Source organism: Paracoccus alcaliphilus (assembly GCF_028553725.1).
Lineage (GTDB): Bacteria > Pseudomonadota > Alphaproteobacteria > Rhodobacterales > Rhodobacteraceae > Paracoccus > Paracoccus alcaliphilus.
The window spans coordinates 2,061,342-2,087,326 of sequence record NZ_CP067124.1; the positions used below are offsets into that span (position 1 = coordinate 2,061,342).

General features: G+C 65.2%; 15 protein-coding genes. 14 read left to right on the forward strand and 1 reads right to left on the reverse strand.

Annotated features, from left to right (window positions below; genetic code table 11):
• Positions 1-82 precede the first annotated feature (82 nt).
• From JHW40_RS10590 to JHW40_RS10635, 10 genes are all read left to right on the forward strand, one after another.
• Entirely contained in the window at positions 83-1,987 is a 1,905-nt protein-coding gene (locus tag JHW40_RS10590) for an extracellular solute-binding protein (RefSeq protein WP_090610087.1), read from the forward strand.
• Between the two features lie 87 nt (positions 1,988-2,074).
• Complete coding sequence (locus JHW40_RS10595) at positions 2,075-3,151, forward strand: microcin C ABC transporter permease YejB (protein ID WP_090610086.1); 1,077 nt, start codon at positions 2,075-2,077, stop codon at positions 3,149-3,151.
• A complete protein-coding gene (locus tag JHW40_RS10600; protein WP_090610085.1) occupies positions 3,151-4,254 on the forward strand; it encodes an ABC transporter permease in 1,104 nt (367 codons plus the stop codon). The genes JHW40_RS10595 and JHW40_RS10600 overlap by 1 nt, the downstream gene beginning before the upstream one ends.
• Before the next feature lie 88 nt (positions 4,255-4,342).
• Entirely contained in the window at positions 4,343-5,980 is a 1,638-nt protein-coding gene (locus JHW40_RS10605; RefSeq protein WP_090610225.1) for an ABC transporter ATP-binding protein, read from the forward strand.
• Complete coding sequence (locus JHW40_RS10610; protein ID WP_090610084.1) at positions 5,977-7,200, forward strand: glycosyltransferase; 1,224 nt, start codon at positions 5,977-5,979, stop codon at positions 7,198-7,200. Before JHW40_RS10605 ends, JHW40_RS10610 begins: the two co-directional genes overlap by 4 nt.
• 44 nt (positions 7,201-7,244) lie before the next feature.
• The gene (gene cysS, locus JHW40_RS10615; RefSeq protein ID WP_090610083.1) at positions 7,245-8,645 is read left to right on the forward strand and encodes a cysteine--tRNA ligase; all 1,401 of its coding nucleotides are present in this window, start codon (positions 7,245-7,247) and stop codon (positions 8,643-8,645) included.
• On the forward strand, positions 8,642-9,412 hold the full coding sequence (locus tag JHW40_RS10620) for a squalene/phytoene synthase family protein (RefSeq protein ID WP_170851685.1): 771 nt from the start codon (positions 8,642-8,644) through the stop codon (positions 9,410-9,412). The genes cysS and JHW40_RS10620 overlap by 4 nt, the downstream gene beginning before the upstream one ends.
• Before the next feature lie 88 nt (positions 9,413-9,500).
• The gene (locus tag JHW40_RS10625; RefSeq protein WP_090610081.1) at positions 9,501-10,376 is read left to right on the forward strand and encodes an ABC transporter permease; all 876 of its coding nucleotides are present in this window, start codon (positions 9,501-9,503) and stop codon (positions 10,374-10,376) included.
• Positions 10,373-11,188, forward strand: a complete 816-nt coding sequence (locus JHW40_RS10630) for an ABC transporter permease (protein WP_090610080.1) — start codon at positions 10,373-10,375, stop codon at positions 11,186-11,188. The genes JHW40_RS10625 and JHW40_RS10630 overlap by 4 nt, the downstream gene beginning before the upstream one ends.
• Complete coding sequence (locus tag JHW40_RS10635) at positions 11,185-12,306, forward strand: ABC transporter ATP-binding protein (RefSeq protein WP_244519064.1); 1,122 nt, start codon at positions 11,185-11,187, stop codon at positions 12,304-12,306. Before JHW40_RS10630 ends, JHW40_RS10635 begins: the two co-directional genes overlap by 4 nt.
• A 33-nt stretch (positions 12,307-12,339) precedes the next feature.
• Here the strand turns inward: JHW40_RS10635 and JHW40_RS10640 are convergent, their stop codons facing one another.
• Positions 12,340-12,534 (reverse strand): hypothetical protein, encoded by a 195-nt coding sequence (locus JHW40_RS10640; protein ID WP_090610079.1) that lies wholly within the window; start codon positions 12,532-12,534, stop codon positions 12,340-12,342.
• Between the two features lie 478 nt (positions 12,535-13,012).
• Here JHW40_RS10640 and JHW40_RS10645 point away from each other — a divergent pair, with 478 nt between their 5' ends.
• From JHW40_RS10645 to JHW40_RS10660, 4 genes are read left to right on the forward strand one after another with little or no spacing between them, the layout of a single operon-like run.
• Positions 13,013-19,414 carry a type I polyketide synthase gene (locus tag JHW40_RS10645; RefSeq protein WP_090610078.1) on the forward strand — a complete coding sequence of 2,134 codons (6,402 nt, stop codon included), beginning with the start codon at positions 13,013-13,015 and terminating at the stop codon, positions 19,412-19,414.
• Positions 19,415-19,416: 2 nt separating this feature from the next.
• Positions 19,417-20,415, forward strand: coding sequence for a glycosyltransferase family 2 protein (locus tag JHW40_RS10650; protein ID WP_090610077.1), 999 nt, complete (start codon positions 19,417-19,419; stop codon positions 20,413-20,415).
• Complete coding sequence (locus JHW40_RS10655; protein ID WP_090610076.1) at positions 20,412-24,965, forward strand: MupA/Atu3671 family FMN-dependent luciferase-like monooxygenase; 4,554 nt, start codon at positions 20,412-20,414, stop codon at positions 24,963-24,965. Before JHW40_RS10650 ends, JHW40_RS10655 begins: the two co-directional genes overlap by 4 nt.
• 54 nt (positions 24,966-25,019) lie before the next feature.
• The gene (locus JHW40_RS10660) at positions 25,020-25,979 is read left to right on the forward strand and encodes a hypothetical protein (protein ID WP_244519063.1); all 960 of its coding nucleotides are present in this window, start codon (positions 25,020-25,022) and stop codon (positions 25,977-25,979) included.
• Positions 25,980-25,985: the final 6 nt, after the last annotated feature.

Consider the following 25,985-nt stretch of genomic DNA (forward strand, 5'->3'; position numbering starts at 1 on the left):
GCCCGGCTCACGAAAACGCGGCTTGATCGCCGCCGCCGCGCTGGCCTAGCGTTGGTTGAAATGAACGAAGGATGTCCGCCAGATGCGCCGAATGAACCTTGCCGCCCTGACCCTGCTTCTTGCCAGCACCACAGCCGCCATCGCGCAGCAGCCAGAGCAGACGGGCGACACGGAATCGGCCAATGGCGAACAGGTCATCCGTGCCCACGGCGTCGGCGTCTTTGACGAGCTGAACCTGCCCGCCGATTTCACCCATCTGCCCTATGTCAATCCCGACGCGCCCAAGGGCGGAGAGATCGCGCAATCGATTCCGAACTCGACCGGCTTTGACAATTACAACCCCTTCACCTTTCGCGGACGGGCGGCGGCGCTGTCATCCTTCATGCTGGAATCGATCCTGACCGGCACCGCGGACGAGGTCGGCGCGGCCTATTGCCTGCTGTGCGAAAGCCTCGAATATCCCGAAAGCCGCGACTGGGTGATCTTCAATCTGCGCCCCGAGGCTGCCTTCAGCGACGGCACGCCACTGACCGCGCATGACGTGCTGTTCAGCTATGAGCAGTTGCGCGACAAGGGACTGTCGTCCTTCCGCACGGTGATCGCGCAGCAGGTGGCCGAGGCCGAGGTGCTGGACGATCACCGCATCCGCTTTACCTTCACCCCCGATTATCCGCGCCGCGATCTGATTCAGGGCGTCGGCAGCCTGCCGGTTTTCAGCCGCAAGGATTTCGAGGATAACGACCGCGATCTGGAACAGACCATGTCGAAGGCGCTGATCGGGTCCGGCCCCTATATGTTCGAGGGCGCGGACATCAATCGCCGCGTGACCTATCGCCGCAATCCCGATTACTGGGGCGCGGATCTGCCGATCAACCGGGGGCGCTTCAATTTCGACCGCATCCGCTTTGAATATTTCGCCGATTACGATGCCGCGTTCGAAGCCTTCAAGGCAGGGGAATACACCTTCCGCCGAGAGGTCAGTTCCATCCACTGGGCCTCGCGCTATGACTTTCCGGCGCTGAGCCGGGGATGGGTCAAACAGGAAACGCTGCATGACGGCAATGTCGCCTCGGGTCAGACATGGGTGCTGAATCTGCGCCGCCCGAACTGGCAGGATATCCGCGTACGGCAGGCCATCGGGATGATGTTCAATTTCGAATGGTCGAATGACGCGCTGTTCTATGGCCTTTACGACCGGGTGAACAGCATCTGGGAAAACAGCGATCTGGCGGCCAGCGGCACGCCCTCGGATGGGGAACTGGAGTTGCTGGAGCCGGTGGCCGCCGATCTGCCCGAAGGCATCCTGACCGATGAGGCGGTGATGGCCCCCGTCAGCGGAGAGCGTCAGCTGGACCGGCGCAACCTGCGCGCCGCCGCCGCGCTGCTGGACGAGGCCGGGTGGGAGGTTGGTAATGACGGCATGCGCCGCAACCCCGATGGCCGCCCGCTGGTGTTGCAGATCCTGAACGACAGCCAGACCTTCGACCGTGTCATCAACCCCTTCATCGAAAACCTGCGCGCACTGGGGGTCGATGCCCGAAATGTCCGCGTGGACAATGCGGAATATGAGAACCGCAAGCGCAGCCATGATTTCGACATGATCAGCGATCATCTGGGGCAGGGCGAGATCCCCGGATCAGGGTTGCAGCAATATTTCGGTTCGGCCAATGCGGGCGATGTGTTCAATACGATGGGGCTGGCCAATCCGGCCATCGACCGGCTGATCACCCATGTCGAGGCCGCCGAGACCCGCGACGAGCTGATCACCGCGGTTCATGCGCTGGACCGGGCGCTGCGCAGTCTCAGCTTCTGGGTGCCGCAATGGTATAACGGCAATCATCTGGTCGCCTATTACGACCAGTTCGGCCGCCCGGACGAGCTGCCGCCCTATTCCCTGGGTGAGATGGATTTCTGGTGGTATGACGCCGAAAAGGCCGAAGCCCTGCGGGCGGCGGGCGCGCTTCGGGCGGGACGGGCGCTTGATTAATCGGGCAGAAATGCCCACAAGGCGGAACAACCGAACAGGGCCGCAAAGGCCCGGAAGGCCCTTCGGGGCGGGCACAGAGGCAGGCTGATGGGCGCCTATATCCTGCGGCGATTGCTGCTGATCATCCCGACATTGATCGGCATCATGCTGGTCAACTTCACCCTGACCCAATTCGTGCCGGGCGGGCCGATCGAGCAGATCGCGGCGCAGGTGCAGGGGCAGGGCGACGTTTTCGCCAATATCGCAGGCGCGGGCGGCGAAACCGGGGGCGGGGCGCAGGAAACCTATCAGGGTGCGCGCGGCCTGCCGCCGGAGTTCATCGAGCAGCTGGAGCGTGAATTCGGTTTCGACAAACCTCCGGTCGAACGGTTCCTGTCCATGCTGTGGAACTATCTGCGCTTCGATTTCGGCAGCAGCTGGTTCCGCTCGGTCAGCGTCATCGATCTGGTGCTGGAAAAGATGCCGGTCTCGATCACGCTGGGGCTGTGGTCCACGCTGCTGGCCTATCTGATCTCGATCCCGCTTGGAATCCGCAAGGCGGTGCGCGACGGGTCGCGGTTCGACACATGGACCTCGGGCGTCATCATCATGGCCTATGCGATCCCGGCCTTCCTGTTTGCGGTGCTGCTGATGGTGCTGTTCGCCGGCGGCAGCTACTGGAAGATCTTTCCCCTGCGCGGGCTGACCAGCGACAATTTCGCCGACCTGTCGCTGCTGGGCAAGATCAAGGATTACGCATGGCACGCCACGCTGCCGGTCGTGGCCTCGACCATTTCCAGCTTTGCCACGCTGACGCTGCTGACCAAGAACAGCTTTCTGGACGAGATCAACAAGCAATATGTGATGACCGCCCGCGCCAAGGGGCTGACACAGGGCCGCGTCCTTTACGGCCATGTGTTCCGCAACGCCATGCTGATCGTGATCGCGGGTTTTCCGGCGATGTTTCTGGGCGTGTTCTTCGGCGCCAGCATCCTGATCGAGACGATCTTTTCGCTGGACGGCCTTGGGCGGTTGGGCTTCGAGGCTGCGGTGCAACGCGACTATCCGGTGATCTTCGGCACGCTTTACGTCTTCGGGCTGATGTCGCTGGTCGTCGGCATCCTGTCAGACATGATGTATGTCTTCGTCGATCCGCGCATCGATTTTGAATCGAGGGCGGGCTGATGGCGTTGTCGGAACTGAACCGCCGCCGCTGGCGCAATTTCCGCCGCAACAAGCGCGCCTTCTGGTCGCTGATCATTTTCGCGGTGCTGTTCGTGACCGCGATGTGTGCCGAACTGGTGGCCAATGACAAACCGATCCTTGTCAGCTATCGCGGCGAATGGCGCGTCCCGGCCTATAACTTCTATCCCGAGACCGCCTTCGGCGGCGATTTCCGCACCGAGGCGATCTATAGCGACGAAGCCGTGCAATGCCTCATCGTCACTGGCGGGCGCGAGGAATGCTGGGACGAACCCGAAGCGCTGATCGAGGCGGTCGCAAACGGCACCAGCGACATCCCCGCAGAGGAACAGGGCTGGATGATCTGGCCGCCGATCCCCTATCACTATTCGACCGTCAATAACGTGGGCACCGCCCCCAGCGCGCCCGACGCCAATCACTGGCTGGGCACCGACAATACCGCGCGCGATGTGACGGCGCGGATCATCTATGGCTTCCGCATCTCGATCCTGTTCACGCTGATCGTGACCGTGATCGCCTCGACGCTTGGCATCGCGGCGGGGGCGGTGCAGGGCTATTTCGGCGGGCGCACCGACCTGATCTTTCAGCGCCTGCTGGAGATCTGGTCCTCGACGCCGTCGCTTTACGTCATCATCATCCTGTTCGCGATTCTGGGACGAAGTTTCTGGCTGCTGGTCTTTGTCACCATCCTGTTCGGCTGGCCCGCCCTGACCGGCGTCGTCCGGGCCGAGTTCCTGCGCGCGCGCAATTTCGAATATGTCCGCGCTGCCCGCGCGCTGGGGGTTTCCGACCGCAAGATCATGTTCCGCCACATCCTGCCCAATGCGATGGTGGCGACGCTGACCATGCTGCCCTTCGTCGTTACCGGCACGATCTCGGGCCTCGCCGCGCTGGATTATCTGGGCTATGGGCTGCCCGCCTCGGCACCCTCGCTGGGGGAACTGGCCTTGCAGGCCAAGCAGAACCTTCAGGCACCGTGGCTGGCCTTCAGCGCCTTTTTCACCTTCGCGATCATGCTGTCGCTGCTGGTCTTCATCTTTGAAGGCGTGCGCGACGCCTTCGACCCCCGAAAGACCTTCAGATGAGCCTTGGCAGATGAGCGGCAAAGACCTGCGCCCGACCATTCCCGCCGCCGGAGCGGCCGCCGCCGTGACCGAGGAACACGGCGCCTCGATGCCCGGCGAACAACTGGCCCACGCCGTTCCCTCGCCCGACAGCGATGCGGTTCTGGCGGTCCACGATCTGAAGATCAGCTTTCGGCAAGAGGGGCAGATCGTTCCGGCGGTCAAGGGCGTCAGCTTTCACATCGGCCGGGGCGAGACCGTTGCGCTGGTGGGCGAATCCGGGTCGGGCAAGTCGATCACGGCGCTGTCCACGGTGCAGCTTCTGGGCGATGCGGCGGTGGTCGAGGGATCGGTGAAATACGAGGGGCGCGAAATCATCGCCCTGCCGGAACGCGAACTGCGCGCGATCCGGGGCAATGACATCAGCTTCATCTTTCAGGAGCCGATGACCTCGCTGAACCCGCTGCACACGCTGGAAAAGCAGCTGGCCGAAAGCCTTGCGCTGCATCAGGGCCTGACGGGCGACGCCGCGCGGGCGCGGATCGTCCAGTTGCTGACCCGTGTGGGTATCCGCGACCCCGAATCGCGGCTGGCCGATTATCCGCATCAGCTGTCGGGTGGGCAGCGGCAGCGGGTGATGATCGCCATGGCGCTGGCCAATGGCCCCGACCTGCTGATCGCAGACGAACCCACCACGGCGCTGGACGTGACCATTCAGGCGCAGATCCTCGATCTGCTGGCGGTACTGAAGGCCGACGAGGGGCTGTCGATGCTGTTCATCAGCCATGATCTGGGCATCGTGCGCCGCATCGCCGACCGGGTCTGCGTGATGAAGGACGGCGAGATCGTCGAGCAGGGCCCGGTCGAGCAGGTCTTTGCCGCCCCGCAGCACGACTATACCCGCAAGCTGCTGGCGGCCGAACCCACCGGCCTTGCAGACCCGGTCCCCGATGGCGCCGAGGTGATGGTCGAGACCCGCGACCTGAAGGTCTGGTTCCCGATCCAGCGCGGGCTTTTACGCCGCACCGTGGGCCATGTGAAGGCCGTCAACGGCGCGACCCTGACCGTGCGCGCGGGCGAGACGCTGGGGATCGTCGGCGAATCCGGTTCGGGCAAGACCACGCTGGCGCTGGCGATCATGCGGCTGATCGACAGCGACGGGCCGATCCTCTATCTGGGTCAGGATATTTCCGAATGGCGCTCGAAGCGGTTGCGGCATCTGCGCCGCGACATGCAGATCGTGTTTCAGGACCCGTTCGGCAGCCTGTCCCCGCGCATGACGGTCGAACAGATCATTGCCGAGGGGCTGGGCGTCCACGGTGTCGAAAAGGGCCGCGACCGGCGTCGGATGGTGGCCGATATCATGGCCGAGGTCGGGCTGGATCCCGCCAGCATGCACCGCTATCCACACGAGTTTTCCGGCGGTCAGCGCCAGCGCATCGCCATTGCCCGCGCCATGATCCTGCGCCCGAAACTGGTGGTGCTGGACGAACCGACAAGTGCGCTGGACATGACCGTTCAGGTGCAGATCGTCGAGTTGCTTCGCAGCCTTCAGCGCAAATACGGGCTGGCCTTCCTGTTCATCAGCCATGATCTGCGGGTCGTGCGCGCCATGTCGCATCAGATCATGGTCATGCACGCGGGCGAGGTGGTCGAGCATGGCGATGCCACGCAGATTTTCGACGCGCCGCGCGACGAATATACCCGCACATTGCTGGCGGCGGCCTTTCCGGATCGGGCCGGATGAAAATCCTGTTCGTGCACCAGAATTTTCCGGGCCAGTTTCCGCATCTGGCTCCGGCGCTGGTGGCGCGTGGCCATCAGGTTCTGGCGCTGACGGATGAGAAGAACCAGCGCACCAGCCCCGTGCAGGTGGTGCGCTATCGCGCGCCCGAGCCGGTCAGCACCGATGGCGTTCTGGGCCGGACCTATTCCGAACACGCGCAGCGCGGGCTGATGGCGGCGCGTGGCGCGCGGGCATTGCGGGACCGGCACGGCTTTACCCCCGACATCATCATCGGCCATACCGGCTGGGGAGAGACGCTGTTTCTGCGCGAAATCTGGCCCGACGCAAAGCTGCTGGTCTATGCCGAACTGATGTATCGCACGCGCGGCCATGATGTCGGTTTCGACCCCGGGATTTCGCCAGACAGCGATGAGGGGCGGTTCATGACCGTGGCGCGATCCGCCCATCTGATACAGGGCATCGTGCAGGCGGATGCGGCGCTGGCGCCCACCCGCTATCAGGCCGACAGCTTTCCGGCAGGGCTGCGCGACAGGATCACGGTGATCCATGACGGCATCGACACCACCCGCGTCTGCCCCGATCCGCAGGCCAGCCTGACGCTGCCCGATGGCCGCGTGCTGCGTGCGGGCGACGAAGTGCTGTCCTATGTCAGCCGCTCGCTGGAGCCTTATCGCGGTTTCCATGTATTCATGCGCGCATTGCCCGAGGTGCTGGCGGCGCGGCCTGCTGCGCAGGTGGTGCTGGTGGGGGCCGAGGGCGTCAGCTATGGCGCGGCGCCGCGTGACGGGCGCAGCTGGAAACAGCTGATGCTTGACGAACTGGGCGACAGGCTGGATCTGTCGCGGGTCCATTTCGTCGGGCGGCAGAGCTATGACGATTATCTGGCGCTGATCCGGCTGGCGCGGGTACATTGCTATCTGACCTATCCCTTCGTGCTGTCATGGTCGCTGACCGAGACGATGGCGGCTGGGGGCTATGTCGTGGCCTCGGATACGGAACCCGTGCGCGAAGTGATCCGCGATGGCGAGAACGGGCGGCTGGTGCCGTTCTTCGACGTGGCCGCCCTGTCGGCGGCGCTGATCCGGGGGCTGGATGGCGATCGGGACGCACCACGCCTGCGTCAGGCGGCGCGGCAGACCATTCTGGACGGCTATGATCTGCACCGCCACAGCCTGCCGCGCCAGATCGAATGGGTGGAAAGCTTTGCGCCGATGCGCTAAGCCCCCCGTGATTTTCAGACGTGACTTTCACGCAGAGGCATATCATGGTCGAGATCCGGCTAACGAATACCCGTACAAGGAAAAAAGAGGTTTTTCAGCCTCTGGATGCAGGCAATGTTCGGCTGTATCTGTGCGGGCCGACCGTCTATGACCGCGCCCATCTGGGCAATGCGCGCCCCGTGCTGGTCTTTGACGTGCTGGTCCGGCTGCTGCATCATGTTTACGGTCGCGACCACGTGACCTATGTGCGCAATTTCACCGATGTCGATGACAAGATCAACGCGCGGGCGGCCGAGACAGGCCGCTCGATCCGTGAGATCACCGAGGAAACGATTGGCTGGTATCACGACGACATGGACGCGCTGGGGGCGCAGCGCCCCGATCACGAGCCCCGCGCGACGGATTACATCACGCAGATGGTCGCCATGATCGAGCGGCTGATCGAATCGAACCATGCCTATGCCGCCGAGGGGCATGTGCTGTTCGACGTGCGCTCATTCCCCGATTACGGCAGTCTGTCGGGGCGTTCGGTGGATGACATGATCGCGGGCGCGCGGGTCGAAGTGGCGCCCTTCAAGCGTGAGCCGATGGATTTCGTGCTGTGGAAGCCCTCGACCGGCGATCTGCCCGGTTGGGACAGCCCCTGGGGGCGGGGACGTCCGGGCTGGCATATCGAATGCTCGGCCATGTCCGAGGCGCTGCTGGGGCCGTCATTCGACATCCATGGCGGCGGCATCGACCTGCAATTCCCGCATCATGAAAACGAGATTGCGCAAAGCTGCTGCGCCCATCCGCAGGCGGATTTCGCCCGGGTCTGGCTGCATAACGAGATGCTGCAGGTCGAGGGGAAGAAGATGTCCAAGTCCTTGGGCAATTTCTTTACCGTGCGCGATCTGCTGGATCGCCCAATGGAAGAAGGTGGGGGCGTGCCGGGCGAGGTGATCCGCTTCGTCATGCTGTCCACCCATTACCGCAAGCCGATGGACTGGACCGAAGCGAAGGCGCAGGAGGCCGAAGCGGTACTTCGGCGGTGGCGCGGGCTTGCGGCGGGCATCGAGCCCGCCGCAAGCCCGGCACCCGCGCTGATGACGGCGCTTGCCGATGACCTGAACACTGCGGGTGCGATGGCGGTGTTGCACGATCTGGCGGGCCGTGGTGATGCGGCGGGGCTGCTGGCCTCGGCGCGGATGCTGGGGCTGCTGCTGCCCGATATGGGGGCGTGGGCAGAGGCGGGCGATGATACGGCGGCGCTGATCGAAGGGTTGCTGGCGGCGCGTTCGGATGCCCGCAAGGTGCGTGACTTTGCCCGCGCCGATGCGATCCGCGATGGATTTGCCGGTGCCGGGGTCGAGGTCAAGGATACGCCCGCCGGTGCGGAATGGTCGCTGGCGCCGGGCTTCGATGCCGCCCGACTGGCGGAACTGGCGCGGGCGTTGGGGTCGTGACCATCGAGGCCTGCACCGAGCTGCTGCGCGAAAAGGACCCGGATCGCTTTGGCGCCGTGCTGGTGGCGAATGCGGCGGATCGACCGGCGCTGGTGACGCTTTATGCGCTGAATCTGGAGCTGGCGCGGGCGCCGTTTCAGTCGGCGGAACCGATGCTGGCCGAGATGCGGCTGCAATGGTGGATCGACCGGCTGACGGAAATGGGGCGCGGGACCGAGCCGCCGCTGCATGACGTGCTGACCCCGTTGTGGTCCGAATGGGGGCAACAGGCGGGCGATCTGGTCGCGCTGGCCGAAGCGCGGCGGCGCGATTGCGAACGCCAGCCGCTGAACGGGGTCGAGGCCGTGGTGGCCTATGTCGATGCCACGGCGGGCGCGCTGATGTGGCAGGCGGCGCAGCGGCTGGGGGCGCCTGCGGGCGCGCGCCGGGTCGTGGCCGATCATGCGCTGGGGGCGGGGCTGGCGGCGTGGCTGCGGGCCTTGCCGAAATTGCAACCCCTGCGGCTGGGGCTGGCCGGGGCGCAGCAGGCCGATGTGCTGCGGCTGGCGGAACTGGCGCGCGAGGCGCTGCGCCGTGCCGCAAGGGGGCGCAGCCTGCTGCCCAAACGCGCAACGGCCAGCCTCTATCCCGGCCCACGCGTGCCGCGCCTGTTGTCCGAGATCGCCGCGGGCCATATCGACCCTTTCACGGAAACGCCTGAGATCACGCCATTTATTCGCCGTGCCTCATTGGCGCGGCTGGTGCTGACCGGGCGCTGGTGGCGCTGAATTCACGACCATTGGCCGGGACAGAAAGCCCTTTTTTTTGTCGCGATCATGTGGAAGGAATTGAGAAGGCGACAAGGGCGGTGGGGCAATGGCAAAGGGCAGGGTGGATGCGCAGGCAAGGCAGGGCTATGCCCTGATCGCGCCGCCGTTTCTGTACACGCTGCTGGTGCTGGCGGCGCCGCTGCTGACGCTGCTGATCTATTCGTTCTTTTTCTTCAAGGTCGGCTATGGTGATCTGGCCACGGGCTTTACGCTGGAGAACTATCGCCAGATCTGGGCCGATCCGATCTTTCGCGCCATCATGCAGCGGTCGCTGTGGGTGTCGGGGCTGGTGACGGTGGTGACGGTGGTTCTGGCCTTTCCCATCGCCTATTACGTCAGCTTTGTCGTCAAGCCCGAGCGCAAGGCGCTGTGGCTGTTTCTGATCACCATCCCGTTCTGGACCAGCTATCTGATCCGGGTGTTCCTGTGGAAGGTGATTCTGGAGCAGAACGGCGTGGTCAATTCGGTGCTGCTGGGCACGGGCATCACCGATCAGCCGCTGATCATGCTGCGCACGGTGGGCGCCATCGTGGCGACGCTGGCCCATGCCTATGCGCCCTTCGCGATCCTGCCGATCTTCGTGGCGCTGGAGCGGATCGACCGCTCGCTGCTGGAGGCCGGGCGGGACCTGGGTGAATCGCGGCTGATGACCTTCTGGCGGGTGACGCTGCCGCTGGCCATGCCCGGCGTGATCGCGGCGGCGCTGATCGTGTTCATCCCGACGGTCGGCGATTACGTCACCCCGGAACTGGTGGGCGGAGGGCGCATTCCGATGGTGGCCAACTTCATTCAGGTGCAGATGCTGGGGCTGGACAACCGCCCGCTGGGATCGGCCATGTCGGTCAGCGCGATGCTGGCGGTGGCGGTGGTTTCGGCGATCTTCCTGCTGTTGAACCGCCGTTTCCTGAAGGTGCGGACATGAGCCGGCGGAACGGGCGCGCGTTGCAGGGCTATGCGCTGATCTATCTGCTGTTTCTTTATGCGCCGATCATCCTGTTGCCGCTGTTCGCCTTCAATTCCGGTACCATCATCGCCTTTCCGTTGCAGGGCTTCACCACCGACTGGTTCGCGCAGATGTGGGCCAATACGACGCTGCGCCGGGCGCTGACCAATTCGCTGACGATTGCGTTCTCGGCCTCGGTCCTGGCGACCTGTTTCGCGATCTTCGCCGCCCGCGCCTCGACCCGTTTCGCCTTTCCGGGCAAGGGTGGCATCATGGGCTTTATCATGCTGCCGATGGTTCTGCCGGAAATCATCATCGCCATGTCGCTGCTGGTCGTGCTGCTGGGCGCGGGGGTGGAACTGTCGATCCTGACGGTGATCGTCGGCCATACGCTGATCTGCATGCCTTACGGCATCGCGGTGCTGTCCACTGCCTTTTCCAGTCTGGACCGCTCGCTGGAAGAGGCCGCCTATGATCTGGGCGAATCGAAATGGGGCGCTTTCCGGCTGGTCACCCTGCCGCTGGTGATGCCGGGGATCGTCAGCTCGCTGCTGATTTCCTTCACCATCAGTCTGGACGAATTCATCATCGCCTTCTTCCTTGCGGGCAATCAGCCGACGCTGCCCACCTATATCTTCAGCCAGCTTCGTTTCCCCAAGCAGATCCCGATGATCATGGCGCTTGGCACGATGCTGGTCGCGCTGTCGATCGTGCTGCTGGCGATCGGTGAACATCTGCGCCGTCGCGGCAATGCCCGGATGGGCGCCAATCCTTCGGGGGGCCTTCTGTGACCGAAACCGCCAAGCCAATGATCGAATGCCGCGACGTGCAAAAGCATTACGGCGAATATCACGCGCTGCGCGGCATCGACCTGACCATCCGCGCCGGAGAGTTCTTTTCCCTGCTGGGGCCGTCGGGCTGCGGCAAGACCACGCTGCTGCGCACCATCGCGGGGTTCGAGGATATTTCCTCGGGCGTGGTGCTGATCGACGGACAGGACATGGAGGACGTGCCCGCCAACCGCCGCCCGACCAATATGGTGTTCCAGTCCTATGCGATCTTTCCGCATCTGACGGTGGCGCAGAACGTGGCCTTCGGGCTGCGCCGCGATCCGCGTTCGCGGGCCGAGAAATCGGCGCTGGTCGATGAGGCGCTGGCGATGGTCGGGCTGAAGGGTTTCGGCAACCGCGCCGCTCATGCCCTGTCGGGCGGTCAGCGGCAGCGGGTGGCGCTGGCCCGGGCGCTGATCCTGAAGCCCAAGGTGCTGCTGCTGGACGAACCCTTGTCGGCGCTGGACCGCAAGATGCGCGAACAGATGCAGGTCGAGCTGATCAAGCTGCAACGGCAGGTCGGCATCACCTTCGTCCTTGTCACCCACGATCAGGAAGAGGCGCTGGTCATGTCCGATCGGATCGCGGTGATGTTCGACGGCCAGATCGCCCAGCTTGACGGGCCCGAGGCGCTCTATGCCCGGCCGGTCACGCGGCGGGTGGCGGATTTCATCGGGGTGATGAACTTTCTGCCCGCACATATCCTGGGCGAGAAGGACGGCGTGACCACGGTCGAGGTGCCGGGGCTGGGCGTGGTCGAGTTGCCCGCGCATCAGATCAGCCGGGCCGATCCCGAGGACACCGGCCCGATGATCGGTTTTCGTCCCGAAACCATGACCCTGGTGGGGCCGGGCCAAAACCATACCCAGCCGCGCGAAAGCCGGGCCATCATCGACGAGGTCGTCTATTACGGTGACATGACCTATTACGATCTGCGGCTGGATGGCGCGGCCGCGATGAATGGCAAGGCGCAGCCGGTCAGGATCTCGATGCGCAACGTCTTTGGCCGCGACGTGCAAGAGGTCGGCACCCGTACCAGACTGGCATGGTCGCCCGGCTCACTGGTGCTGTTTCGCTGAACTTGCCGGTGGGACTGCGGCGGAACCGCCCCGTCAGGCCGGGGCCATCATCCCCAGAACCGCACCAAGCACGGCGAACATCAGGCCGAAGATGACCGCGTTCTGACCAAAGCTTTTATGCGGGCCGATCGGGGATTTGTCGGGATCGGGGCCTTCACCGGCCAGAAACTTCTGCTTGCGCTTTTCATACCCGCGCCTGTTTGTCGCATTGGTGAATACCCACGCCATTCCCGGTCCGCCAATAACCGCCATGAGAACTGCCATAATGATCGGGGCCATGATTCAAATCTCTTGATGTTTCCTATGGCGGTCATTCTGCCGGGTTTTCCCGCCTGTTCAAGCCGCAGGCCGCGCATGGGCGGGAAGCTGCAAGCGGGCAGCACCGCCCGGGAAGCGTAAACAGACCTGACGGTTCAGCTTCTCTTGAGGGCGGTTAATCGTTATGATCGCGGTGGGACTCGGGGGCGACCTGTCCAAAGTGTCAGCTTTCATTGGGGCGGAATGCGTTTTACTCGTTATGTCTGCGGTTGTTTGGGTACGCGGTGATTGTCATGTGTAGGGCGGATTGCCGAAATCTGCCGAAAATCAAGGAAGTTTCGCCCGATTCAATGGGTGGATTTTTCGCCCTCGTCCCAGATATTGACGCAGCGCGGCAACGATTCGGCGTCGCGGCATTACGCGATGTGTTTTCGGGGGATATTGGTTAATGGCGCGTGATGATTTCGAGGGAACCCTGCCCGAAAACGCCATTGCGATCACCGGCATGGCGGCGCATCTGCCCGGCGCGCCGGATGTGGCGACATTCTGGACCAATCTGCGCGATGGCATCGAATCGATCCGGCATCTGACGGTCGAGGAACTGCTGGCCAATGGCGAAAGCCCCGCCCGGATGCGCCAGCCGAATTTCGTGCCCGCCGCCTCGGTCCTCGACGGGTTCGAGCGGTTCGACCCCGAGTTCTTCGGTCTCTCGCTGAAAGAGGCCGCGATCATGGACCCCCAGCACCGCCAGTTTCTGGAATGTGCATGGGAGGCGTTGGAAAATGCCGGGCATATGCCGGAAAATTTCGGCGGTCCCATTGGCGTTTTCGCCGGCTGCGGGATGGGCAGCTATTTCTATTTCAACATCTGCTCGAACCCGGATCTGGTGCGGAATACCGGGATGTTCCTGTTGCGCCATACCGGCAATGACAAGGATTTCCTGTCCACCCGCGTCAGCCATATTTTTGATCTGAAAGGCCCCAGCCTCTCGATCCAGACCGCGTGTTCGACCTCGCTGGTGGCGGTGCATCAGGCCAGCCAGTCGCTGCTGAACGGCGAATGCGACATGGCCCTTGCCGGTGGCGTGACGTTGGAGCTGCCGCACGGCCGGGGCTATCTGTTCGAGGAGGGCGAGATCCTGTCGCCCGACGGCCATTGCCACGCTTTCGACCATCGCGCGCAGGGCACGGTTTTCGGCTCGGGCGCGGGCTGCGTGGTGCTGCGACGGCTGGAGGATGCGATTGCCGACGGCGATCACATCTGGGCGGTGGTGCGCGGCACGGCGGTCAACAATGACGGCGCGGCCAAGGCGGGTTATCTGGCTCCTTCCGTCGAGGGGCAGGCCCGCGCCGTGGCCGAGGCGCATGGCGTCGCGGGTGTCTCTGCCGACACCATCGGTTATGTCGAATGTCACGGCACCGGCACCTATCTGGGCGACCCGATCGAGGTCGCCGCGCTGACGCAGGCCTTCCAGGAGACGACGCAAGACAGCGGCTTTTGCGGCATCGGCAGCGTCAAGACCAATATCGGCCATACCGATACGGCGGCGGGCGTGGCCAGCCTGATCAAGGTCAGCCTTGCGCTGCATCACGGCCAGATCCCGCCCTCATTGGGATATGAGGCGCCGAACCCCGCGATTGATTTCGACGGCTCGCCCTTCCGGGTGACCGACCGGCTGAGCGATTTTCCCCGCCTGAAGGGGGCGCCGCGCCGGGGCGGGGTCAACAGCCTGGGCGTCGGCGGCACCAATGCCCATGCCGTGGTCGAGGAAGCGCCCAAGCGCGCCGCGTCGGGGATCAGCGACTGGCCGTTCCAGATTCTGGTCCTGTCGGCGCGTAACAAACCGGCGCTGGATGATGCCAGCCGCAACCTGGCGGCCCATCTGCGCGCCCATCCCGAACAGGATCTGGCCGATGTGGCCTGGACGCTGAAACAGGGCCGCCGCGCCTTTGAACATCGCCGGGTGCTGGTGGCGACCAGCCACGAGGACGCCGCCGCGAAACTGGAGGCGGGCGACCGATTCAGCATCTTCACCCATCAGGCCTTGCCCGAGCGCCCGGAACTGGTCTTCATGTTCCCCGGTGGCGGCGCGCAATATGCGGGCATGGCACGCGATCTTTATGAGACCGAGCCGGTTTTTCGCGAATGGATGGACAAGGGGCTGGACCATCTGGCGCCCCAACTGGATTACGACCTGCGTGCGCTGTGGCTGCCCGAACCCGGCGCGGAACCCGATGCCGTCGAACGGTTGAAGCGCCCCTCGGTGCAACTGCCGCTGATCATGATTACCGAATATGCGCTGGCGCAGTTGTGGATCAGCTGGGGGGTGCAGCCTGCCGCGCTGATCGGGCATTCGATGGGCGAGAACGCCGCCGCCTGCGTCGCGGGCGTCATGTCCTTCGAGGATTGCATCGGGTTGGTGCATCTGCGCGGGCAGTTGTTCGACACCATCGCGCCGGGGGGAATGCTGTCGGTGCCGCTGTCGGCGGATGCGTTGCAGGCCTATTGGGCCGATGATCTGGACATGGCCTCGGTCAATGCGCCGGACCTTTGTGTCGTATCCGGCCCGCAGGCGGCGCTGGACGCGCTGGAGGCGCGGCTGGCGGCGGATGAGATCGAGGCGCAGCGCATCCAGATCGACATCGCCGCCCACAGCCGCATGCTGGAGCCGATCCTGACCCGTTTCGGCGACTATCTGCGCGGGATCACGCTGTCGCCGCCGCGCCTGCCGGTGATCTCGAACCGCACCGGCCAGCCGCTGACGGCGGATCAGGCGACCAGCCCCGATTACTGGGTCACCCATCTGCGCAATTCGGTGCTGTTCGCGGATGGCATCGCCCATCTTGCCCAGCACAAATGCCGGGTCTATCTGGAGGTCGGGCCGGGCCGGGCGCTGGCCTCTCTGGCGCAGGCGAACGGGGTGCCGGGCAATCAGGTGCTGTCATCGCTGCGCCATCCCGACCACGGGGTGCCCGACGACGAATGGTTCATCGCCACGCTGGGGCGGCTGTGGTCGCTTGGCGTCGATGTGGACTGGACCCCGATCTGGGGCGAGGCACGGCGCAACCGCGTGCCGCTGCCGACCTATCCCTTCCAGCGCGGCAGCTATTTCATCCAGCCGGGCCGCGCCACTGCACAGCCCGAGGAAGAGCTGATCGAGCGGGTCGAGGGCGTCGAGAACTGGGGCTGGCAGCCGCATTGGCGCCCCCGCGCCGCCGATACCGATGTCGAGGCCGATGAATTGGACCGGGCCGAGCCGCGCACATGGCTGGTCTTTGCCGACGAGGCCGGGCTGGCCGCGCGCACCATCACCCGGCTGCGGGGTGCGGGCCATCGCGTGATCGAGGTCCGGGCGGGCGATCTTTATGCGCAGACTTCTGCGGACAGTTTCACGATCTCGCCCGAGCGGGGGCGCGAGGATTACGACCGGCTGATCCACGACCTTGTCGCCACCGGTCTGGCGCCGCAGCGGATCGCGCATTTCTGGCTGATCACGGCGGGCGAGACCTTCCGCCCCGGTTCCAGCTTTTTTCACCGTAATCAGGAACAGGGCTTCTATAGCCTGATGTTCCTTGCGCAGGCCATGGCCGAGGAGAACCTGCCGCGTCCGATCCATCTGCTGGCGGTCTCAAACGGCGCGGTGCAGGTGCGGGATGAGGCGCTGCCCTATCCCGACAAGGCGACGGCCGTCGGGCCGCTGCGGGTGATGCCGCGCGAATTGCCGGGCGTGAGCTGTTCGGCGCTGGATGTGACCCTGCCCGAAGGCCGCCGCAATGACGCGGCATGGCAGGCGCTGGCCGATCGCGTGATCGAGGAAATGCTGGCCGAACCAGCCAACCTTTCCGCCGCTTTGCGCGGGGATCGCCGCTATCAGCTGGGCTGGCGGAAATTGCCGCTGAGCGATGCGTCGGGGGCGCTGCCGCAAGGTGCGGTCTGCCTGCTGACCGGCGGTTTCGGTGGAATCGGGCTGACCGTTGGCGAGCGCCTGGCCCGCGATCTGGGCGCGAAACTGGTGCTGATCGGCCGCCGCCCGCTGCCTGACCGGGCACAATGGGACACGCTGCTGCGCAATGCCGCGCCGAATGATGTGACCGCCGCCCGCATCCGCGGTGTGCAGCGGCTGGAGGCGGCGGGGGCCGAGGTTCTGTGCCTGACCGCCGATGTCTGCAACCTTCAGGACATGGCCGCCGCCCGCGATCGGGCCGTCAGCCGCTTTGGCCGCATCGACATGGTGATCCATGCGGCGGGCGTGGTCGATGATGCGCCGATCCTGACCAAGACCCTTGCCAGCGTCGAAAACGTCTTTGCCGCCAAGGTCCACGGCACCGAAGTTCTGGGCGAGGTTTTCCCCGACGGCTCGGTCGGGCGGATGGTGGTGTTCAGCTCGACCTCGACCGCGATCGCGCCCGCCGGGCAGGTGGATTACGTCGCCGCCAATGAATTCCTGAACGCATGGGCCAGATCGCGCGCGGGTGGGAAAACGCAGGTGACGGCGGTGAACTGGGGCATCTGGGCCGAGGTCGGTATGGCCGCCGAAGCCTTCGCCCGACCCGAACCCGCGCCCGTCACCGATGTCGATGCCCCCATGCTGGACAAGGCGACATTCGATGCCGAGGGCAACCGCGTCTTTACCACCGGCCTGACGACACGGCGCTGGATTCTGGATGGCCACCGCACGAAGGACGGGCAGGCGCTGATCCCCGGCACCGGCTATCTGGATCTGATCGCACAGGGTCTGCGGGCGCATGGCGAAAGCGGTCCGTTCGAGATCCGCGACCTCTATTTCTTCCGTCCGCTGGCCGTCGATGACGATACCCCGCGAGAAATGCGCCTGACGCTGAGCCGCAACGATGAAGGCTACAGCGTCCAGATCCGCAGCGATGTGATCACAGACGGCCGCAAGGGATACGAGTTGAACGCGCAGGGGCAGGTCGGTTTTGATGCTCCCGCATCTTCGGCGATTGATATTGACGCGATTTCAGATCGTTGCGGCGATAGTATCGAAAGCGACCCGCGCGGGTTGCGCAGCCCGCAAGAGGAGCATCTGAATTTCGGACCGCGCTGGCGGGTCCTGCGCCGTCGCGCCTATGGGGCGGGCGAAGGGCTGGCCGAACTGGCGCTGCCCGACACATTTCGCGCGGAACCTGCGCAGGGCTGGCCCATTCACCCGGCGCTGATGGATCTGGCGACGGGCTGGGCGATGGGGCTGATCGAGGGCTATGCGCCAGATCATCTCTGGGTGCCGGTCAGCTATGGCTCGGTTTTGGTCCATGCACCGCTGACCGCCGAAATCCGTAGTTGGGTGCGCAATGCGGGCGAGAACCGGGCCGATGATCCTTCGGCGCGTTTCGATGTGACACTGACCGATCCCGAGGGTCGCGTGCTGATCGAAATTTCTGGCTTTACCATTCATCGCCTTGATGGTGCGCTTGATTTTGCCGCTTCCTCGGTCCAGCGCGACGTGATTTTTCCCGACTCGAAGTCGGAAAACCGCCAATTGTCCCCGGCCGAGGAACGGCTTCAGCACAACCTGTCCCAGGGCATCCGTCCCGAGGAAGGCGCCGAGGGCTTTCTGCGCGCGCTTGCCACCGGCAGGCCGCAGGTGGCGGTCAGTTCCATGCCGCTTCTGACGCTGATCGAGCAGGCCGGGCAGGGTGTTGATAATATCGAAGAGCGTCAGGGCTTCGAGCGCCCGCAACTGGACAGCGACTATGTCGAGCCCCGCAACGGGGTCGAGCGCACGCTGGTCGGGTTCTGGCAGGAATTGCTGGGCGTGGGGCAGGTCGGCGTCGAGGACAGCTTCTTCGATCTGGGCGGCCATTCGCTGATCGCCGTACGGCTGTTCGCGATGATCCGCAAGACCTGGGCGGTGGACTTCCCGATCTCGATCCTGTTCGAGGCGCCGACCATCGCCGCCTGCGCCGCGCTGATCGAGGACCGCATCGGCCCGCAGGATGGTGATCTGTCCGAGGTCCCGAAGCCGAAAGCGCCCGCCCGCCGCTTCACCCATCTGGTGCCCATGCATCAGGGCGAGGGCGGACCGCGCCGCCCCTTCTTCCTTGTCGCGGGGATGTTCGGAAATGTGCTGAACCTGCGCCATCTTGCGCAGCTGCTGGGCGGCGACCGTCCCTTCTATGGATTGCAGGCACGCGGGCTGTTCGGAGAAGATCAGCCGCACGATAATTTCCCTGATACCGCAAGAGATTACATCGCAGAATTGAAGCAGGTTCAACCACATGGACCCTATCTTCTGGGCGGGTTTTCGGGTGGCGGGCTGATCGCTTGGGAAATGGCCCGGCAGCTGGAATCCGAGGGCGAGGAGGTCGCGCTGACCGTGCTGCTGGACACGCCGCTGCCGATGCGCCCGGCGCTGACGCGGCAGGATAAGGCGCTGATCAAGCTGGCCGAGTTGCGTCGCAAGGGGCCGGGTTATCTGCGCGAATGGATGCAGGCGCGCGCCGATTGGAAGCGCCAGCAGCGCGAACGTGCCGATGCCGCGCCCGAGGCCGCGGGCCAGTTCCACAATACCGCCATCGAGGCCGCATTCCGCGCCGCGCTGCCGGGTTACGATATGCTGAAACGCGACGGCCGGGTGGTGCTGGTGCGGCCGCCTCTGGACCGGCACTGGCAGGTTTCTGGCGGGCGCTGGGTCAGCGCGGCCAAGGAATATGTCTTTGCCGACAATGACCTGACCCGTTTCGCGCCCGCGCTGGAGGTGATCGAGGTGCCGGGGGATCACGACAGTATGGTGCTGGAACCCAATGTGCGGGTGATGGCGGCGCGGCTGCGCGAGGTCATCGCAGAGACCGAGGCGGGGATCGGCACCCCCTTGGCGCAGGCGGCGGAGTAGTTATGGCAACGGTTCTGACGGTCATCCTGAACTGGCGCACGCCGGAAATGACCCTGCGCTCGGCCGAGGCGGCGCTGACCGCCATGCAGGGGATCGAGGGTGCGATTACCATCGTCGATAACGACAGCGGCGACGGCTCCGAGGAAATGCTGCGGGCGGAAGTGGCTGCGCGCGGCTGGGATCGGGTGCGGGTGATCCAGTCGGGGCATAATGGCGGCTTCGGCGCGGGCAACAATGTCGGTATCCGCGCGGGCCTGCCAGATGGCGGGCGGCCCGATTTCGTCTATCTGCTGAACTCGGACGCCTTTCCCGCCTCCGACGCGATCCGCATCCTGCGCGATTATCTTGAGGCCGATCCGGGTCTGGGCATGGCGGGCAGCTTTATCCACGGCGAGGACGGCGACCCGCATGTGACCTGCTTCCGCTTTCCGTCCGTCGCCTCGGAATTCGAGGGCGGCGCCCAGACCGGTCCGATCACGCGGCTGTTACGGCGCCATGTCGTCCCGCAGGTGATCCCTTCGCAGCCTGCCGCGATGGATTGGGTCGCCGGGGCCAGCCTGATGATGCGGCAGGATATGCTGGACCGGATCGGGTTGTTCGACGAAGGCTATTTTCTTTATTTCGAGGAAACCGATCTGTGCCTGCGCGCCGCGCGCGGCGGCTGGCGGGTGCTGTATATCCCGCAAAGCCGGGTCGCGCATATCGGTTCGGTCTCGACCGGCATGAAGGGCTGGGGGCGGACTCCGACATATTGGTTCGATAGCCGCTGGCGTTATTTCCGCAAGAATTACGGGGTGTTGACCGCCTGTCTTGCGACATTGGCGGTGCTGGCGGGACTGTCCGTCAACCGCTTGCGCGCCGCCATCGGCAATGCCCCCCGCAACGGCGGGCCGCATCACCTGCGCGATCTGATCCGCCATGATCTCCGCGCCCTGTTGCGCGGCATCGACACCCGACATCAGCCCATAGCCTCCCCCTCTGTCAGCCCGAGGACGACATGACCATTTCCGCCCTGTTCATCGGTAACGAATCCCTGCTGATCCAATGTGCCGGACAATGGCGCGACCGGGGTCATCGCATCAGCGCCGTCGTGACTCGCGATTCCGATATCCGGATCTGGGCCGAGGGGCAGGGCATTCCCGTGCATGCGCAATCGGACCTGCGCGAACCGGGCGATCTGGCCTATGACTGGCTGTTCAGCGTCGCGAACCTGTCGCTGGTGCCCGATGCGTTGCTGAAGCAGGCGGCGATGGGCGCGATCAACTTCCATGATGGTCCGCTGCCGCGCCGGGCGGGGCTGAACAGCCCGGCCTGGGCGATCCTGCAAGGGGACAGCAGCCACGGCATCACCTGGCACCTGATCGAGGGCGGCTTGGACGAGGGCGACATTCTGGAACAGCGCCTGTTCGATCTGTCCCCCGATGAGACCACGCTGACCCTGAATACCCGCTGTTTCGAGGCCGCCATCGACAGTTTCGCCGCCGTGATCGCGCAGGTCGAGACCGGGCTGGACCGCAAGCCGCAGGACCTTTCCCAGCGTGGCTATCACGCCCGCGCCGACCGGCCCGATGATGCCGGGGTGCTGGACGTGACCGGGTCGCGCGATGCCGCGCTGAGGCTGATCCGGGGGCTGGATCACGGCGATTATGCCAACCCGCTGGCCTTGCCAAAATTCCAATGCGATGGCCGTGTCTTTGCCCTGCGCGGCGCCCAGCCTGCCGATGGTCATGGTGTCCCCGGCACGGTTCTGGACGCCTGCGCGGAAGGCGCGACGGTGCTGTTTGCCGATGGCGCGCTGCGGTTGACGGGGATCGAGCCTCTGGATGGCGGCGAATATGATCCGGCGGCGCTTCGGGACCGGGTGCTGGAGACGCCCGACAGGCAGGCGCTGACGCAGGCGATCGCGGCAGTCGTCGCGGGTGAGGGTTACTGGCGCAAGGCGCTGAAAACATTTGCCGCCGCCAGCCTGCCGCTGGCGAACCATGCCGAGGGCAAGGGCGACTGGCAGTCCCTGTCGGTGCCGGGTCAGGCGGGTGATCTGCTGGCGGCGGCGGGTCTGCTGGCCACTGCGCTGGCGGGCGAATCCGTTGTCGATCTGGCCTTGCACGATCCGGCGGGTCCTGTTGCTGCGGGCTATCTGTCCGATTGGGTGCCGTTACGGGCCGAGGTCGATCCCGCATCGCCAGCCGCCGCGCTGCGCGAGGCGATGCAGGCGCGGCTGGCCCGGGCCCGGCAATATCCGGCCTTCGTGCTGGACCTGCCGCTGCGCGACCCCGCCATCCAGCGCCCCGGCCTGCCGCAGATCGGGATCGCGGCGGCAGGCGACGCCCCGCTGGCCGGAACCGTGATCACGCTGGCGCTGGAAAGCGGGCGGCTGCATTACGATGCCTCGCGCCTCGATGCCGCGCCCGCCGGGTTGCTGGCGGCGCGGTTGGCGCATCTGGCAGCCGCGGTGGCAGCGGGCGGTCCGGTCGGGGATATCCCGCCCATGCCGCAGGCCGAGCGTGACCTGACCGTCAAGGACTGGAACCGGACGCAGACCGATTTTCCCGATCTTTGCGTGCATCAGGCTTTCGAGGCGCAGGTGGCCCGGACCCCCGATGCCATCGCGCTGACGGTCGAGGACCGGCATCTGAGCTATGCCGAACTGAACCGCTGCGCCAATCGCGCCGCGCATGTGCTGCGGCAGATGGGGGTGGCACCCGGCACGCTGGTCGGCATCCACACCACCCGCAGCGAGCATCTGCTGATCGGCACGCTGGCGATCATGAAGGCGGGCGGCGCCTATGTGCCGCTGGACCCGGCCTATCCCGCCGACCGCATCGCGCTGTATATCGAGGACAGCGCCTGCCCGGTCATCGTCACCGAAAGCGCGCTGTCGCAGGGCCTGCCCGCACATGGCGCGCAGCTGCTGGTGCTGGATCAGGATACGCGGCTGGCTGACGCACCCGGGGACGATCCCGACAGCGGCGTGACGCCTGCCGATCTGGCCTATCTGATCTATACCTCGGGTTCGACCGGGCGTCCCAAGGGCGTGATGCTGGAACATCGCAACGTCGCCAATTTCTTTACCGGCATGGACGACCGCATCCAGCATGATCCGGCCGGGGTGTGGCTGGCGGTGACCTCTCTGTCCTTTGACATCTCGGTGCTGGAACTGTTCTATACGCTGGCGCGGGGTTTCCGCATCGTGCTGATGGGGGACGAGGAACGGGCGCTGGTATCCGGCGGCGGGGCGGTCAGCGACAAGCCGATGGATTTCAGCCTGTTCTATTGGGGCAATGATGACGGCGTCGGGCGCGAGAAATACCATCTGTTGCTGGAAGGCGCGAAATTCGCCGACGAGCACGGATTCTGCGCCGTCTGGACGCCGGAACGCCATTTCCACGCCTTTGGCGGCCCTTATCCCAACCCCTCGGTGACAGGCGCGGCGGTCGCGGCGGTGACGCGCAATCTGGAGGTGCGGGCGGGGTCCTGCGTGGCGCCGTTGCATCACCCGATCCGCATCGCCGAGGAATGGGCGGTGATCGACAACCTGACCAATGGGCGCACCGGGCTGGCCATCGCCTCGGGCTGGCATCCCGAGGATTTTGTGCTGAAGCCGGAAAACTCGCCCCCCGAGAACAAGCCCGCGATGTATAAAACCATCGACATTCTGCGCCGCTTGTGGCGGGGCGAGAAGGTGGCCTTCCCGATGGCCGGCGGCAAGATGGTCGATGTGCTGACCCAGCCGCGCCCGGTCTCGGACGAGATCAATATCTGGGTGACGACGGCGGGCAACCCCGCCACTTGGCGCGAGGCGGGGGAAATGGGCGCCCATGTGCTGACCCACCTGCTGGGCCAGACCATCGACGAGGTGGCCGAGAAGATCGGCATCTATCACAAGGCGTTGCGCGATTCCGGTCGCGATCCGGCGAAATATCGCGTCACGCTGATGCTGCATTCCTATCTGGCGGCGGATCGGGAAACGGCGCGCGAGGTCGCCCGGCAGCCGATGAAGGATTACCTGGCCGCCGCCACGGCGCTGGTCAAGCAATATGCCTGGGCCTTCCCGGCCTTCAAGAAGCCGCAGGGCGTCAACAACCCGATGGAGATCGACCTTGGCACCCTGTCGGACGAGGAAAACGACGCCATCCTCGAATTCGCCTTCAACCGCTATTTCGAGGATTCGGGCCTGTTCGGCACGGTCGAGGAAATGCTGCCCCGGATCGAGCGGCTGAAACAGATCGGCGTGACCGAGGTGGCGGCGCTGATCGACTATGGCATTGCGCGCGAACAGGTGCTGGAGGGGCTGCGCCCGCTGGCCGAGCTGCTGGCCCGCGCCAATGCCGGGACCGCGCCCGCGCCGGATGATTTCTCGATTGCGGCGCAGATCCGGCGTCATGGGGTGACGCATCTGCAATGCACGCCCTCGATGGCGCGGATGATTGCGATGAATGACGATGCGTATGCGGCCCTGTCGCAGGTCCGGCATCTGATGATCGGCGGCGAGGCCCTGTCGGGATCGCTGGTGGCCGATCTGAACAAGGCCAGCCCCGCGGCGCGGATCGAGAACATGTATGGTCCGACCGAGACGACGATCTGGTCCACCACCGCCACGGCAGACGCGCTTGAGCCCATCGCCAGCATCGGCACGCCCATCGCCAATACGCAGGTCTATGTGCTGGACGATCAGTTGCGTCCGATGCCCGTTGGCGCGCCCGGAGAGTTGTGGATCGGCGGCGATGGTGTCGCGCGCGGCTATTGGCAGCGCGAGGATCTGACCGGCGAACGCTTCCGCCCCAACCCCTTCCATCCGGGGCGGATGTATCAAACCGGTGATCTGGTCCGCTGGCGCTCTGACGGGCGGCTGGAATTTCTTGGCCGCGCCGATCATCAGGTGAAGATGCGCGGCTATCGGATCGAACTGGGCGAGATCGAGGCCGTGGCCGAGGGCTTTGCCGGTGTCCGTCAGGCGGTGGTGATGGCGCGCGAGGACCGGCCTGGCGACATGCGGCTGGTGGGTTATGTCACCGGCGACAGCTGGCTGGCGGAGGAGGCACTGAAGGATCATCTGGCGACGGTGCTGCCTGCGCATATGGTGCCCTCGCATATCGTCAAGCTGGCGGAATTTCCGTTGACGCCGAACCGCAAGGTGGATCGCAAGGCGCTGCCCGCGCCCTCGGACGGGGCGGAACAGCGCCCCGAGACCTATGTCGCGCCGGCGGGCGGGGTGCAGGCCACCATCGCGGGCGTCTGGTCGCGGATCCTGAACCGCGCCCAGATCGGCGCGAAGGACAATTTCTTCGCACTGGGGGGGCATTCGTTGCTGGCGGTGCAGGCCCATCGCGAAATCCGGCAGGCGCTTGGCGGTATCCGGCTGTCGATCACCGATATCTTCCAGTATCCGACGCTGGAAGGGCTGGCCGGGCATCTGGACGCCGCATCCGGGACCAATGGCGCCGGTCAGGCCCCGACCGATCCGGTGGCGGCGACCCCGGACCGGGCGGTTGCGCGGGCCGAAGCGATGTCGAAGCGCCGCGCCCTCCGGGCCGGGCGGGCGCAGGGTTAAGGCCGGTTTCGGTCTGCAAGTGAACGAGTGGGGAATGTCTGGATGAATCGCAGGATGGCCGTTTTGTCTGGTGCGGGTTTCGCCGGGCTGCTGGGACTGGGGGCAGGGGCGCTGTTATGGCGCCGCCGTCGCGCCGCCCGTGGCCCCGCGCCGCTGGCGCAACTGTCGCTGGCCGAATTCACCGATGCGCATCCGCCGCTGACCCCGCCCGAGGGTCCGCTGCATGTCTATCACCTGGGGCACAGTCTGGTCGGGCCGCATATGCCCGCCATGCTGAAGCAACTGGTCGCGGGGCATCGCTATGGCGCGCAGATCGGCTGGGGCACGACGCTGCGCGCACATTGGGAAGAACGCACCAGTCTGCCGGGCTATGAGAGCGTCCATACCCAGCCCGAATTCGCCGACGCGACCGGGGCCATCGCCAGCGGTCAGTATGATGCCGTGGTACTGACCGAGATGGTCGAGTTGAAGGACGCGATCAAATGGCATTCCAGCAGCCATTACCTTGCGAAATGGGCGCGGCATGCCCGGCAGGCGCGGCCCGATCTGCGGCTGTATCTCTATGAGACATGGCATTCGCTGGACGATCCGGCGGGCTGGCTGGAACGGATCGACAGCGATTCCGATACCCTGTGGCGCGATGAAATCATCCGCCGCGCCATGAACGACCCCGAGGCCGGGGCGATCTATCGCATTCCGGGCGGGCCGGTTATGGCCGCCGTCGCCCGCGCCGCCGAGGCGGGTACGCTACCCGACCTGACCCGGCGTGAACAGCTGTTTGCCCGCAACGAGGAAGGGACGCAGGACAATATCCATCTCAGCGATCTGGGCACCTATGTCATCGCACTGACGCATTACGCGGTGCTGTATCAGCAAAGCCCCGAAGGGTTGCCGCATCGGTTGGCCTTGGCCGATGGGCAGCCGGCCGATGCCCTGTCGGATGAGGCCGCCGCCATCGTGCAGCGCATCGTCTGGCAGGTCGTGCGTGATGATCCGCTGTCCGGTGTGGCGTGAACGCGC

Bases quoted from the DNA above. Each gene is read 5' to 3' on its own strand.
- JHW40_RS10590 (WP_090610087.1), top strand. From the start codon at position 83: ATGCGCCGAATGAACCTTGCCGCCCTGACCCTGCTTCTTGCCAGCACC.
- JHW40_RS10595 (WP_090610086.1), top strand. From the start codon at position 2,075: ATGGGCGCCTATATCCTGCGGCGATTGCTGCTGATCATCCCGACATTG.
- JHW40_RS10600 (WP_090610085.1), top strand. From the start codon at position 3,151: ATGGCGTTGTCGGAACTGAACCGCCGCCGCTGGCGCAATTTCCGCCGC.
- JHW40_RS10605 (WP_090610225.1), top strand. From the start codon at position 4,343: ATGCCCGGCGAACAACTGGCCCACGCCGTTCCCTCGCCCGACAGCGAT.
- JHW40_RS10610 (WP_090610084.1), top strand. From the start codon at position 5,977: ATGAAAATCCTGTTCGTGCACCAGAATTTTCCGGGCCAGTTTCCGCAT.
- cysS (WP_090610083.1), top strand. From the start codon at position 7,245: ATGGTCGAGATCCGGCTAACGAATACCCGTACAAGGAAAAAAGAGGTT.
- JHW40_RS10625 (WP_090610081.1), top strand. From the start codon at position 9,501: ATGGCAAAGGGCAGGGTGGATGCGCAGGCAAGGCAGGGCTATGCCCTG.
- JHW40_RS10630 (WP_090610080.1), top strand. From the start codon at position 10,373: ATGAGCCGGCGGAACGGGCGCGCGTTGCAGGGCTATGCGCTGATCTAT.
- JHW40_RS10640 (WP_090610079.1), bottom strand. From the start codon at position 12,534: ATGGCGTGGGTATTCACCAATGCGACAAACAGGCGCGGGTATGAAAAG.
- JHW40_RS10645 (WP_090610078.1), top strand. From the start codon at position 13,013: ATGGCGCGTGATGATTTCGAGGGAACCCTGCCCGAAAACGCCATTGCG.
- JHW40_RS10650 (WP_090610077.1), top strand. From the start codon at position 19,417: ATGGCAACGGTTCTGACGGTCATCCTGAACTGGCGCACGCCGGAAATG.
- JHW40_RS10655 (WP_090610076.1), top strand. From the start codon at position 20,412: ATGACCATTTCCGCCCTGTTCATCGGTAACGAATCCCTGCTGATCCAA.
- JHW40_RS10660 (WP_244519063.1), top strand. From the start codon at position 25,020: ATGGCCGTTTTGTCTGGTGCGGGTTTCGCCGGGCTGCTGGGACTGGGG.